7 protein-coding genes and 1 tRNA gene are annotated in these 13,826 nt (G+C 59.3%); 7 read left to right on the top strand and 1 reads right to left on the bottom strand.

Features of this window, described 5'->3' with window-relative positions; genetic code table 11:
- Window positions 1–30: 30 nt before the first annotated feature.
- From KBP54_RS01005 to KBP54_RS01035, 7 genes are all read left to right on the top strand, one after another.
- Window positions 31–1,224 (top strand): DNA polymerase III subunit delta', encoded by a 1,194-nt coding sequence (locus KBP54_RS01005; protein WP_256006024.1) that lies wholly within the window; start codon window positions 31–33, stop codon window positions 1,222–1,224.
- 49 nt (window positions 1,225–1,273) lie between these two features.
- Window positions 1,274–1,346: transfer RNA gene (locus tag KBP54_RS01010), tRNA-Thr, on the top strand.
- Window positions 1,347–1,713: 367 nt separating this feature from the next.
- On the top strand, window positions 1,714–2,415 hold the full coding sequence (locus tag KBP54_RS01015; protein ID WP_256006025.1) for a DUF3800 domain-containing protein: 702 nt from the start codon (window positions 1,714–1,716) through the stop codon (window positions 2,413–2,415).
- 714 nt (window positions 2,416–3,129) lie between these two features.
- On the top strand, window positions 3,130–4,047 hold the full coding sequence (locus tag KBP54_RS01020) for an adhesin domain containing protein (RefSeq protein WP_256006027.1): 918 nt from the start codon (window positions 3,130–3,132) through the stop codon (window positions 4,045–4,047).
- Between the two features lie 67 nt (window positions 4,048–4,114).
- Window positions 4,115–9,343, top strand: coding sequence for a G5 domain-containing protein (locus KBP54_RS01025; RefSeq protein WP_256006028.1), 5,229 nt, complete (start codon window positions 4,115–4,117; stop codon window positions 9,341–9,343).
- Between the two features lie 581 nt (window positions 9,344–9,924).
- Window positions 9,925–10,980: a RhuM family protein gene (gene rhuM, locus KBP54_RS01030; protein ID WP_256006030.1), complete on the top strand. Its 1,056-nt coding sequence runs from the start codon at window positions 9,925–9,927 to the stop codon at window positions 10,978–10,980.
- Window positions 10,981–11,353: 373 nt separating this feature from the next.
- Complete coding sequence (locus tag KBP54_RS01035) at window positions 11,354–12,916, top strand: alkaline phosphatase (protein ID WP_256006032.1); 1,563 nt, start codon at window positions 11,354–11,356, stop codon at window positions 12,914–12,916.
- A 14-nt stretch (window positions 12,917–12,930) separates the two neighbouring features.
- Here the strand turns inward: KBP54_RS01035 and KBP54_RS01040 are convergent, their stop codons facing one another.
- On the bottom strand, window positions 12,931–13,590 hold the full coding sequence (locus KBP54_RS01040; protein ID WP_256006033.1) for a hypothetical protein: 660 nt from the start codon (window positions 13,588–13,590) through the stop codon (window positions 12,931–12,933).
- Between the last annotated feature and the right edge of the window lie 236 nt (window positions 13,591–13,826).

A 13,826-nucleotide genomic window follows, 5' to 3' on the forward strand; every position in this document is an offset into this window, starting at 1 on the left:
GGTTTTCGCCCTGCTGTACGCTTGGGGCTTGTGCCTACCGTGAGTCAATTACTTGCTGACGCCCCCTCCGTCCAGCAGGTCATCATGAACGCTGCCGCAGCAGCCCGGGGGATCGGCGACGCGCGAGCCATGACGCATTCCTGGCTGTTCACGGGACCTCCCGGTTCGGGGCGTTCCAACGCGGCGCTCGCGTTCGCGGCTGCGCTGGTGTGCACGGACCCAGACGAGATCGGCTGCGGGCGCTGCAAAGGCTGCCGCGACGCGCTGTCCTCCCAGCACACCGACGTCATGCACGTGGTGCCCAAGGAACTGACGATCAAGGTGAAGGAGACCCGCGAGTACATCGCGCAAGCCGCCCGCATGCCGACGGTCGCCCACTGGCGTGTCCTCATCATCGAGAACGCCGACCGCCTCGGCCAGGACGCCTCCGACGCGCTGCTGAAAACGGTGGAGGAGCCCCCGGCCCACACCGTGATTATTCTGTGCGCCCCGTCGACGGACTCGGAGGACTTCTCCCAGACGCTGCGCTCCCGCTGCCGCCACCTCTATATCCCCGCGCCCTCCGAGGACGAGGTGGTGCGCATCCTCATGCAGGAGGAAGGGGCCACAGAGTCCGACGCTCGGCTTGCCGCCGCCACCACACTGCGCCACGTGGGCCGTGCCCGCCGGATGGTCAACGACAAGTCCGTCCAAATGCGCCGCGCCCAAGCCATCAACCTCGCCGAGCTGGTCTTCCACGGCGCACAGGCCTTCCAGGCCGTTGCCTCTCTGGTGAAGGCCACGGAGAAGACCGCCGTCGAGGACTATGCCGAGGAGGACGCCGAGGAGCGCGCCAAGCTTGAGCAGGCCCTCGGCGTTGGCGCGAAGGGCAGGGGAGCGGCGAAGGCGCTGCGCGGGGCGTCCGCCTCCGTCAAGGCGCTTGAGGCGAGTCAGAAAGCGCGTGGCACTCGCCGCAAACGCGACGTCTTCGACCTCATCCTCGTGGACCTCGCCGGCATCTACCGCGATGCCCTCGCCGTCCAGTCCGGTGCCGAAGTCTCACTGACACACCCCGACTTCCAGCCGCTGGCCGCAGAACTCGCCGAGAAAGTCCGCCCAGAAGGACTCGTGGCGTGCCTCGATGCTATCGCCCAGTGTCGACTGCGCCTCCAGCAGCAGGTAAGCCCCGTCGTGGCGTTCAACGGGATGCTCGGCCACATCCGCCTCGCCTGCGAAGCCCGCTGACCTGGCAGTTTCGTAGATTCTTGGCGGTGCTGTAATATTGTGCAGCGTTGCCACCTTAGCTCAGTCGGCAGAGCGTCTCACTCGTAATGAGAAGGTCGCGAGTTCGATTCTCGCAGGTGGCTCAAGTGAAACCCCAGCTAGAACATGGTTTTAGCTGGGGTTTTGTTCGTATGCGGGGCGGTGCCCGGTACGCACTGGGGGTACACACCAGCTTGGATGGCGGGCTTCTCCGCGCCCCGTCAGAATAGTTCCCCGAGATTCGCGGTCGCCGGAACTATTTTAGGCGACCATTCCGACGAACTGGGGAAACACCGCAGTTGAGCGCCGAAAACCGGGGCTGAGGCCAAAGTAGTTCCCGAGCCCGGGAACTATCTCGGACGTGCACAGACAATCGACCACGTGCGTATTGTCAGGCGTAGACCGAGCACAGACCGAGCAGATTACGGCGCAGAAAGGGGACTAGCGTGACGGATTGCTAGGGTGATCCATGTGTTGCATGCATTTATTGATGAATCCGAGCACAAGGATAAATACTTCACCCTCACCGTCTTGATCGTGGAGGACGAAAACCTTTTACGCCTTGAGCAAGAATTGGATGCCTTGCTTGCGGACTATGCCGAGACCACCGGCTGCGTCAATATCGATGCTGAGTTGCATGGATACGACATGATGCAGCAAAAACGAGATTGGGATGGGGTTCCAATCAGAATCGCGAGATCGATTTATCTACGCGCTCTTGGGACAATAAACATGCTTGCATCTGCCATGTTCGTGGAGACCATTGACCGACATGAGCAAGCAAAGAAATATCGAAATGCTTACAATCCACGAACGGTAGCAATCGGCTACATATTGGAGCGCGTGAATGAGTATGCCTCAAAAGGAAACGAGATTGCGAAGTGTTACCTCGATGACCACTACACCGCTCCGGAAGGGCGTAAAGAATTCATCGAGTATAAAGCCAAGGGGACATTCGGCTACCGAAGCTCCAAACTTGCCAATATAGAAGAAATGGAATTCTATGACTCACGGTCGGAGCGGGGGTTACAAGCCGCTGACCTCTGCTGTTATGTTTATCAGCGGCGTCTCAACGTGAAAGTCGGTAACCCAAAAATGCTCGCAACCCAAGAAAAGATGTGGGGGGCGATTGAAAACATTGTTAAAAGCGGTAGGCAACGAATTTGGCCGTAGACGCACAAAAACCCCGCACGGCGGGGTTTCTGGCAATGTGGAGTTGCGCACGGCGCGCAATCTCTACAATCAAAATGCTAGCTAGTCGGTGATGGAAAAACAAGATTCAGCGCGGTAAAAGCACGCAAGATGTAAAAAACTGCCGGGCGGTGTCTCGTAGAGCGGCGTTCAGCCTGCTAGCGCATTATGGGGTGGGGAGATTCAGCGAGCAGACGCTGGGGTGGGCATGCCTGTCGGTTCAGGACGAAACGGAGATCAACAAATGGGCACGTCGAAAGGGATCGTACAGGTTCCATGGCGAGCTGTGGCAATGAAGTAGCAGCTTCACGACGTCCCCGGTGAAAACTTAACTTCACTTATATTCATAAGGCGTAGGACGCAGGCAGCGCTTTCCGGTGTGTGGCAGGCCTCGCCCATGTATCGACGCCCTCTTCGCCTCACTCCCTGTTTTCATCACTACAGAGGCCGGTCCGGCAAGAAAATAAACTCCCCCCGCCCGTACGGAAAATGCGAATGCGCGGGGTGTTTTTCTGGTTTCATGGGCGTTCGCGGTGGGGGTGCTGTGAATTCTATATCGACATCCGTTATACCTATTCACTAGAATAGATAGCTATCTACTGCTGGAAATACCATGTCAGTGGCACTTTTACACCAGATTCAGGAAGCTGGTTGTTTTTATCAGTTTCTTCTGAAGTAATTATGAGGAGTAAATTAATGGCCGAATCATCTCGGCGTTTACGTAAGTCAACGTCTACTGGCATCGCGGCAACATCTGCGATTGCGCTCGCGCTTGGTGGCCTGAGCGTGGTCGGCCCGGGCCCGCTGGCACCGCACGCTGCTGCTGCTGAGTTCACCGGCGGCATCCGCGAAAAGTCCGGCGCGGTGGAGAAGGACAAGCAGAAGGCCTCCGACCTGCCAGCCGGTTCGTGTGTTGTCTCGGACACCACTCCGGAGGGCAGCCAGGCTGGTTTCAGCTGGAGCACTTTGGAACCAGGTGGCTTAAGCCCCGATAAGAAGCTCTGGGGTCTGAGCATGTCCTTTGATAACTCGAAGGACCGCACGTTTGCCGATTGGGTCTTTACCAATTCAGGGCAGCTTAGGAACTACCTCGGTGTGGGGCAGGTTCCCTCTATGAATGTGGGCCAGACCTTTATGGACAAGACAGTTACTGGCAAGGCCGACGAAAGCATCGGTATTACTCAGAGCGGTCCACAGATAAATCTAAACCTCACGGCGGACCTGACCGAGGAAAAGGTCCAGCAGTACGCAGATGCCTCCGCTGGCAACCCGGTGCGTTATGCCTGGCAGGGCAAGTACAAGCTAGACAATGCTAACGGGCCGAAGGCCACCCAAGGGAATAATGCTTCCTTCAGTGCCGTCGTGAACCCGTGGCCGAGCGAGAACATCGAATGTAACCCGATCACAGTCTCGTGGGAGGACTGGCAGAAGCACGTCATCGTCCCCGATGACGAAACCAAGGTCGGTAAGATCAACGTGCCTGCTGTGCAGAACGACGGCACGGACGACTCGATGTCCCGCATGGTCGTGGAGGCCTACGACGGCAACGGCAAGTTCATCGGCACCACGGACCCGGCAGCGTCCGGGGGGGAAGCAGCTCCTGCGCGTCGATAAAGAGACCGGTGAAATCTTCTTCACCTGGCCTGAGTACCGTGGTACCGACCTGGCGACCGACAAGAACGTGAACTTCTCCGTTCTGGCGAAGCCACGTACCAAGGACCAGCTCCAGAAGGCTGGTAACCACAACAACGAATATGGCGAAAGCAAGACCTTTGACAGCTCCAACTCGCTGACACGCTACAACAAAGCGAACGTCATCGACTCGAAGGCGTTCTCCCTGGATGACACCGAGTATCACGACCCGAAGTATGACAAGACGGACGCTTCGATTATCTCGGGCGTCGATAGTGCAACGGGACCGATCGCTACCGAGCCGCAGAAGGTCACCTTCACCCAGGTCCCAGATCTGATCAAGGAGCTAGAGAAGAAGAAGGGCGAGAAGGGCTTCGAGGCCAAGGTCACCCTCGACGAGAAGTACGTCTACGAGGGCTGGACCGTCGAGAGGGACGAGGACTACAACGTCACCGTCACTGCGCCGGAAGACCCGCGTCCGGGCACCTTCGCGCGCCCCGTCGTAACGGTGGAGTACTCCAATGGCTCCACAGACAAGATCGAGCTGTTCGTCGTTGTTGACCCGAACAACACCCAGGTCACCGACCTGGTGCGCCCTGGCCTAACGAAGGGCACGATTGGCGACGAACTGACCGCCCAGGTGGGCACGAAGTCCATCATGAAGGGCTACAAGCCGGTCCACCCTGCCAAGTTCGAGATCGACGAGTCCACTGTGCCAGAAGGCTGGACCGTCACCATCGATGAAACCGGCAAGGTTACCGCTAAGGCGGACGACACCGTGGCACCGGGCACCATCATTACTCCGAAGGTGAAGGCCACCTACCCGGACCAGACCACGGATGAGATCGAGACCCAGTTCCAGGCGATCGTTGACATCAAGATCCCGACCTACGACACGGTGGCAAACAAGCCGAACGCGAAGGTCAGCCTGACTCCCAAGCTTCCTGAGCGTGGTTTGAGCGGCAACACGAGCGACGAGGCCCCGAAGCGCTACACCTTCGAGGGCGGTAAGACCGAGTACACCCACACGGATGACAGCGGCACGTGGACCGTCAAGATTGACGAGAACACCGGCAAGATCACCACGACGATTCCGAAGAACGCCCCTGAGGGCTACATCTTGAACGTGCCGGTGCTCGCCCACTACGACGAAAATACGGACAAGCCGCAGAAGGTAGAGGGCACTGTCGTTGTGCTGAAGAGCGACGTCGCTCCGGAATACAATGTGCAGGTCACCGGCCCGAACCAGGCTGTGGACCACCAGGTTAGTGGCGCTCCGAAGGACTCAAAGTACTCCTTTGGCGTAGATGGGGATGAGCCGATCCTGACCAAGAAAACCGAGGACGACTGGGAATACACCATCGATCCGGATACCGGTGTTGTCTCGGCAACCCCGCCGGCAACTGCGAAACCGGGCGACAAGAAGACTGTCACCGTTACCGTGGACATGCCGGATGGCTCGCGCTCCGAGGTTCCTGTCACCACCGTGGTGAAGCTGACCAATAGTTGGGAATCCGAGCCAATCATCCCGCCACAGACGGTTTACCCGGGTGATACGGCGACGTCACCACTGGCGATTGAGAAGCCGGAAGGCATCGACGTTGCGAAGGAAAACCCCTACGCCATCAAGCCCGCCAAGAACTTCACCCCGACCGGTGAGAAGAACGAGTTCGGCAACCCGACCTACAAGGTGAGTACCCCCAACGGCGACTGGGTTGTCGGCCTGGATAAGGACGGCAACGTTGTGTCTACTGCACCGGACACCGCAAAGCCGGGCGACAAGATCAACGTTCCTGTCACTGTGACTTACGAGGATGGCTCGAAAGACACCACTACCGCTGTGGTGACAGTCGAAGACTTCCCGGAGCGCCCGAAGCCGTTCGACGTCGAGTACAAGTACGACGACACCATCGCTGCCGGTACTTACAAGGTCGAAACCGAGGGCGTGCCGGGCACCGAAAAGATGGACAAGGACCGTAAATGGAACGAAACTAAGGCACCAGTCAACGAGGTCGTTGTCATCGGCACCAAGCCTGCCGAGGCCGCCAAGGACATCACCTGGAAGGTCCCGATTCCGTACCCGACTGAGGTCCGTGAAAACCCAGAGCTGAAACCTGGTGAAACCCGGGTTGTTCAGGAAGGCAAGAACGGCAAAAAGACCTACACCGCCAAGTTCACCGCCAAGGGCTCCGAGGCGCAGGTCGCTGAGGAGGAGACCACCGAGGAGCCTGTCAAGCGGATTGTCGAATATGGCCCGGGCCTTGCGCCGAGTGAGCTGGTGACCAAGACCGAGAAGCCGGTTCCGTTCAACACCAAGGTTGTCTTCGACGACACCTTGGAGGCTGGCAAGCAGGTTGTGGATCAGAAGGGCGAGCTTGGTACTGAGGTTGAGACTTCTACCCAGAAGATCGTGGACGGCAAGCCTTCCGGCGACCCGAGCGTAACCTCTGAGCGCACCAAGGAGCCGACCGAGCAGATCATCCGTGTTGGCACCAAGACCGCCGGCGAGACCACAAAGACCGTCGAGTCTGAGGTTCCGTTCGGTGTGAAGATCGAGTTCGATCCGAACATACCTGCCGGAACGTCTGAGACTGTCACCGAGGGTAAGCCAGGTAAGAAGACCACCACGGTGACCCAGAAGGTCACCAACTCCCAGCCGGATGGCGAAGCCACCGTTGAGGAGAAGATCACCGAAGAGCCGGTTGATCAGGTGATCAAGGTCGGCACCAAGCCGTCAGAGGCGTCCGAAAAGGTCACCTGGACTGCGCAGGTTCCGTTCGGCGTTGAGACTCGTCCGAACCCGGAGTTGAAGCCGGGTGAGATCAAGGTTGTCCAGGAAGGTGTTCCGGGTGAGAAGACCTACACCGCTGACTTCACTGCCAAGGGCGACCAGGCTTCCGTGAAGCCTGAGGAGAAGCAGACCAAGGATCCGATTAACCAGATCATTGAGTATGGTCCGGCGGCCGAGGACACCTCTGTGGTGACCAAGGTTGAGAAGCCTGTTCCGTTCGAGACCGAGATTGTCTTCGACAACACCCTTAAGGAGGGTGAGCAGGTCGTCGATGAGCAGGGCGAGCTTGGTACCGAGGTTGTGACCTCTACCCAGAAGATCGTCGATGGTAAGCCGTCCGGCGAGCCGACCGTGACCTCTGAGCAGACAAAGGCCCCGAAGAAGGCCAAGATCCGCGTTGGCACCAAGACCACCGGTGAGACCAAGAAGACCGTTGAGTCTGAGGTTCCTTTCGGTGTGAAGATTGAATTCGACCCGAACCTGCCTGCTGGTACCTCCGAGGTCGTCACCGAGGGCAAGCCGGGTAAGAAGACCACCACGGTGACCCAGAAGGTCACCAACTCCCAGCCGGATGGCGAAGCCACCGTTGAGGAGAAGATCACCGAAGAGCCGGTTGATCAGGTGATCAAGGTCGGCACCAAGCCTTCGGAGACCTCCGAGAAGGTCGAGTGGAAGGCGCCGATTCCGTTCGAGGTTGAGACCCGTCCGAACCCGGAGCTGAAGCCGGGCGAGATCAAGGTCGTCCAGAAGGGCATCCCGGGTGAGAAGACCTACACCGCTGACTTCACCGCCAAGGGCGACCAGGCTTCCGTGAAGCCTGAAGAGAAGCAGACCAAGGATCCGGTAAACGAGATCATTGAATACGGACCAGGCGAAGTGAAAAACGGTGAAGTATCCAGCACCGTGAAGAAGCCGGTCCCGTTTGAGACTGAGATCGTGGAAGATGACTCGCTCGAAGCCGGTACCTATAAGGTGACACAGCAGGGCGAGCTTGGTGAGGACGTTGAAACCTCCACCCAGAAGATCGTCGATGGTAAGCCCTCCGGCGATCCAAAGGTGACCACTGAGCGCACCAAGGATCCGGTCAAGCAGATCATCCGCGTTGGCACCAAGAAGCCTGCGACCCCGACGCCGCCGACCAGCGATCCGAAGGAAGTCGAGCTTCCGTACACCACGAAGATCATCTACGACAAGACGCTTGAGCCTGGTCAGGAAATCGTGGACCAGGAAGGCGCTAACGGCAAGGTTGAGGTGACCGTCGAAAAGGGCCAGCCTTCCGTGAAGGTCGTCAAGGAGCCAGTCGAGAAGATCATCCGTGTTGGCACCAAGCCACCTGCGGATATCGAGTGGAACGAGCGAATCCCGTTCGAGGTGAAAGTCAAACTTGACCCAACCATCGAGGCTGGCAAGCACAAGGTCGAGCAGGAAGGCAAGCCAGGCCTGGTTCACCACAAGTCCGACGGCACCGAAGAGACCGTCGTGGAGAAGCAGGATCACGTCATCCTCATCGGCACCAAGAAGCCGGGCAACGATCCGGAGAATCCGGAGCAGCCTGAGCAGCCGACGCCTGGTGGCGACCTGGAGATCAAGGTCCGCTACACCACCCGGATCGTCTACGACCCGAACCTGAAGCCAGGTGAGGAAGTCGAAGACGTTGCTGGTAAGGACGGCCGCTACACCATCAAGGTTGTCGACGGCAAGCCTGTCGCCGAGATGGTGGAGAAGCCAGTCGAGCGCGTGCTGCGTGTTGGTACCAAGCCACCTGCAGGTGTCCGCTGGACCGAGGAGATTTCCTACGACTACGAGGTTGTCGAGGATTCCGAGCTCGAGGCTGGTAAGCACCAAGTTGTGCAGCCGGGCAAGCCCGGTCAGCGCATCCATAAGGAAGACGGCAGTGTCGTCGAGGTTGCTCCGCAGAAGCTGATCATCAAGGTCGGCACGAAGAAGAGCCCAACCGACCCGACCGATCCGTCGAAGCCAACCGAGCCTTCGACGCCTGCTGAGCCAGGCGCCAACGGTTCCTCGGAGAAGGCGAAGCGCTGTGCTGCGAACGCGTTCGCGGTCAACAGCCCGCTGCTGTGGCTGCTGCCAATCGGCCTCCTTGCTGGTATCGGCTACGGCGTGAACGAAGCGTTCGGTCCGCAGCTGCAGCAGGCTGGCGCTGAGCTGAACGCCCGCTTCCAGGAGTCCATGCCAAAGCGTGACTGGGGTCACGGTCAGCAGGGTCGCCGCCACGAAGACCCGGAGTGGGTCCGTGAGCTGCGCGCAAAGGCTGACTCTGTCAACCGCCAGTTCGCTGGCTACGGCGAGCAGCTCCGCCCGCTGGGCATCGCGCTTGGTGCGATTGCCGCGGTCAGCATGCTGGGTGTCCTGATCGCCCAGGCGTGTGAGGAGGATGGGTTCAACAACGGCCTGACCATCCTCGGTTCGTCGAAGGGCGACACGCCTGCCGACAAGGCCAAGGCCGGTTCTTCTGAGCAGAAGTAAACCGCGCAGAGTCGAATGAAAGGCGCCACCCACACCGGGTGGCGCCTTTTGGCGTTCCGGAGCGGATAACACCTACTAGGAATTGCTCAACCTGTGACAGGCAAGGGCGAATCACAGAGTGCAGGGCGAAAGAAAGCGCCAGAGGTTCAGGAAGACCAAGACAAAAGGCTAGAGGCTGTCCGCAAAGACGAACCTAAGTCGGCGAGACCGCTCGAGACACTGCGAGCTGGTGTACAGAACCCATCCCAGAGTGAGCCAAAGCCCCGGAATTGGGGAGAACACCTGGATTGGAACAGGCACAAGTTTGCTCAATGGCTCGTTGTCGGCACGCTTGTTGCGATCCTAATCTTTCAGTCATCGAATACGCGTGGCCACGTGAGGACCAGACGTTTGCCGGTACCATCGACGTCTTCCAGATCATTGCCACTACTGCACTGGGTATGTGTTTGGACGATCTGAGAGGAAGAACGATGGCGAAGGCACGCGCTAACTGCCCTCCGACCCTGCGCCTCGGCTTTCGTTAATCACATGTGTCGGTACCATTGGCGGCTATTAATCCAGAGGAACCGCAAAGGAGCGTCATGCCAGAGGAATACGAGATTGAGAAGTTTGAAGATTCGCTCGGAGAGTTCATCGTCTACCGCACAGAGGATGACGAAACGGAGGTGCATCTCAAGCTTCGTAACGGCTCTGTCTGGATGACCCAAGGGGAGATGGCCGAGCTGTTCGATATAGGGGTGGCCACCGTCAGCCGCCATCTCAAAACAATCTTTGAAGACGGGGAGCTCAAACGCCCGGCAACTGTTTCATATTATGAAAGAGTTGCCCTTGAGCGGGGAAGACAGGTCACTCGGAGATTGGAACACTACAACCTCGATGCCATCATGGCGGTCGGCTACAAGGTTCGTGGGCGGCGCGGGGCACAGTTCCGAAACTGGGCGACGGAGGTGCTTACAGAGTACTTAGTCAAGGGCTTCGCGATGAACGACGAAAAGCTCAAGGACCCTACTGGTGCCGACTACTTCGACGAACTGCTGGAGCGGATCCGCGACATCCGTGCCTCGGAGCGCCGCTTCTACCAACAGATCCTTGAAGTCGTGGCGACGGCAACGGATTACGACAAGGATAATTCGGCACAACGAAACCTCTTCGCTGCTCTGCAGAATAAGCTCCACTTTGCGGTCGCAGGCCAAACGGCCGCGGAAATCCTCGAAACAAGGTGCGACCCAAGCCAGCCAAATATGGGGCTAACATCTTTTGCCGGTAAGAAGGTGCGCAAAAAGGACGTCACGATCGCAAAAAACCACCTCGAAGAGGGAGAAATGCGCACGCTGAACCGGCTCACCACAATGTACTTGGAGCATGCCCAGCTGCAGGCAGAGCGTCGTAAGGCGATGACATTCAAGGATTGGATCGAGCAGACGGACAAATTCATCCAGTTCAATGACTATCCGGTTCTCGAAAATTCAGGGCGAGTTACTACGGCAGCCGCCAAGCGCCACGCGGAAGAGCGGTACGAAATTTACGACCGGGCACGGAAAAAAGAACTCGAGGCCATCGAGCTACAGAAACAGATTGAAGACATGCAGCGCATCGAGAAGGAGATTCTGTCCAGCAAGCGACGCCTGGCGCGCTAACCCACATCCGGCACGGCACGTATCCGACCACGCCGGACACTACGAGCCTGCAGATGATCCGCGCGCGGCGCCGCGTCCGCGCCTGCGGCAATCGCCACGGTTACACCCATGTACTTCAACGCGCACGTGTCGATGCCACCGAGGCCAGCGTCCTCGCAGTCAACGGCTAGCTGCTGTCAACCGCCATTTCGCAGGCTACGGCGAGCAGTGGCGCCTTTTGACGTTCCGCGCACTTGGAGGGTTTGCTCAGCGTTCACCCAAAATTGCGCCAACCATAACCGGAATGTTTCCGGAAACTCACATTCCTTTCGCAGAATCGATACGTCGCCAACCCGGCGACTCGAACCAAGTATTGATTCTGTGAAGGATTCTCATGGCTTTTACCAACCCACGTGTCGCCGCTGCAGCAACGTCCGCAGTGGTGGCGCTCGCTGTCGTCGCAACGCCTGCGCACGCCGCTGAACCAAAGGCACCGAAGAACATCATCTACATGGTCGGCGACGGCATGGGCTACAATCACGTCGCAGCAGCCAACCTGTGGCAGACCGGCCAGTCCAAGTGGATGCTCAACGGTGAAAACAGCATCAACAGCATCTCCAACGTCGACGGCAAACCAGTCCAGGCCTTCGAGCAGGAGGACAAGGGCTGGAAGCACACCTCCATGACCACCTTCCAGTACGGCAACGAGTACGACGAAATCAAGGCGTGGAGCGACCGCGACTGGATCAACAAGAACTTCACCGACTCCGCCGCAGCCGCCACCGCCATGGGCACCGGCGTCAAGACGGATAACGGCAAGATCGGCGTCGACCACAAGGGCGAGAAACTGGAGAACACCTCCCAGCGCGCCGTGAAGCAGGGCAAGGCCGCCGGCGTCGTGTCCACCGTGCCGTTCAACCACGCCACCCCGGCAGGCTGGGGCGGCCACAACGAGAACCGCAGCAACTACACCCAGCTCGCCGACGAAATGCTCGGCCCCGACAGCCCACTGTCCGTCATCATGGGCGCCGGCCACCCTCTCTACGACGACAACGCCCAAAAAACCGACAAGTTCAACCCGAAGTACATCACCGAGGAGACCTACAACAAGGTCGCCAACGGCGAAACCGACTGGAGCCTGGTCACCGACCAGGCAGACTTCGAGTCCCTCGCCAAAGCCGCCAACAAGGACGCCAAGAAGATCTTCGGCCTCGCACCTGTGGCGAACACGCTGCAGCAGGGCCGCGCAGGCTCCGACGGCGAAGACAAGGCAAACGTCGGCCCGTACCTCACCGAGTTCAACAAGGGCGTGCCAACCCTGGCCACCATGTCGCTCGGCGCTCTGAACACCCTCAACCAGGACGAAGACGGCTTCCACCTCATGATCGAAGGCGGCGCCATCGACTGGACCGGCCACGCCAACACCATCGGCCGCTCCATCGAAGAGACCATCGACTTCTTTGACGCGGTAGCTGCCGTCGAAAAGTGGGTCGAGGCGAACTCCTCCTGGGAAGACACCCTGCTCATCGTCACCGCCGACCACGAAACCGGCTACCTCGCCGGCCCGCAGGACCCATCCAAGTACAGCGAGCTCAGCAGCGAAAAGGGCGCCAAGCCGGAGCACACCTACAACTCCGACAACCACACCAACCAGCTCGTCGGCTTCTGGTACAAGGGCGCAGGTGCCGACGACATCTACGAAGCATCCACCAAGCACACCGACAAGATCCGCGGCTCCTACATCGACAACACCACCGTCGCCCGCCTCACCCTGGACAAGTGGTGGAACGGCGAAAAGCCAGCAGACAACAAGAAGCCTGCCGACGGCTCCTCCGCCGACTCCCCGTGGCTCATCGCCATCCTGTCCATCCTCGGAGTCGCCGGTCTACTGGCTGTGATCGCGCAGGCAGCACCATCCCTGGTGGACAACCTGCGCACGCAACTGCCTAAGTTCTAGCAGCTACTACCTGCCTACATAGGAAGCATCGGCAACTTCACGCCGAGCTTCGGCAGTGCGGCAATCAGGCCAATGATCGCGAGCACCGCTGCGATCACGCCGCCAACAATCGCCGCCACGTTCAGCTCCGGCTCCGCCGTCGGGTACGCAACATCCGCCTGAGCGCCCTTCGCGCAGGCAGCGGCCGCGGCGGAGTCGGCGTCGTCAAGCATTGCCTGCTTCTCGGCGACCTTCCCAGCTGGCGTGGCGGCCCACGCCTTATACAGCGCCTCATCACTCTTCTCGACGCCAAACGGCACCTCAGCGCGCTTCATCTCCGGACCGACCTTGCGCGTCGCCGGGTCGATGTCCTCGAGTGAACCTTCCTTCGTCGGCTTCGTCTCCTTCACCGTCTTCTGCGCCTCGGCGTACTTCTCGGCGAGCTTGGTTGGGCGCTTCGTGGCGTCCGGGTAAGCAGCATCCACGGCGGCCACGAAGTCGCGTGCCTGCTCATGCAGCCCAATCGCCTTTGACGCTTCGAACCAGGAGACGACGAAGCGCTGCTCGTCGGCCGAGAGTTGCACAGTGCACATGCCGTCCTTGTCCTTCACGTTCACCGTCGCGGCGTGGGCGGGTGCGGCAATGGTGCCGAGCGCGATCGCGGTCGCAGCAGCGCAGGTAACAATACGTTTCATGGTGTCCTCCTTGAGGTCGAGTGGGTGTACCGGGTGTACGCGATTAGTTTCCGACACCGCACGTTGCGACAGCGTTAACGTGGGAATTCGGGGGTAGGTGGGGGTGGTTTGCGGCTGGTCTCCGGGTGGTTCTCGCTCCGGTCGAGGTGTTCAAGGAGTGCGATGCAGGTCGCGCTTCCTCGCCCCGTCTGGCTGATTTTCGGCGACCAGCATCGCACGCTTCTAAGACCTCGACC

The organism is Corynebacterium pseudogenitalium, assembly GCF_024453815.1.
In the GTDB taxonomy this organism is placed as follows: domain Bacteria; phylum Actinomycetota; class Actinomycetes; order Mycobacteriales; family Mycobacteriaceae; genus Corynebacterium; species Corynebacterium pseudogenitalium.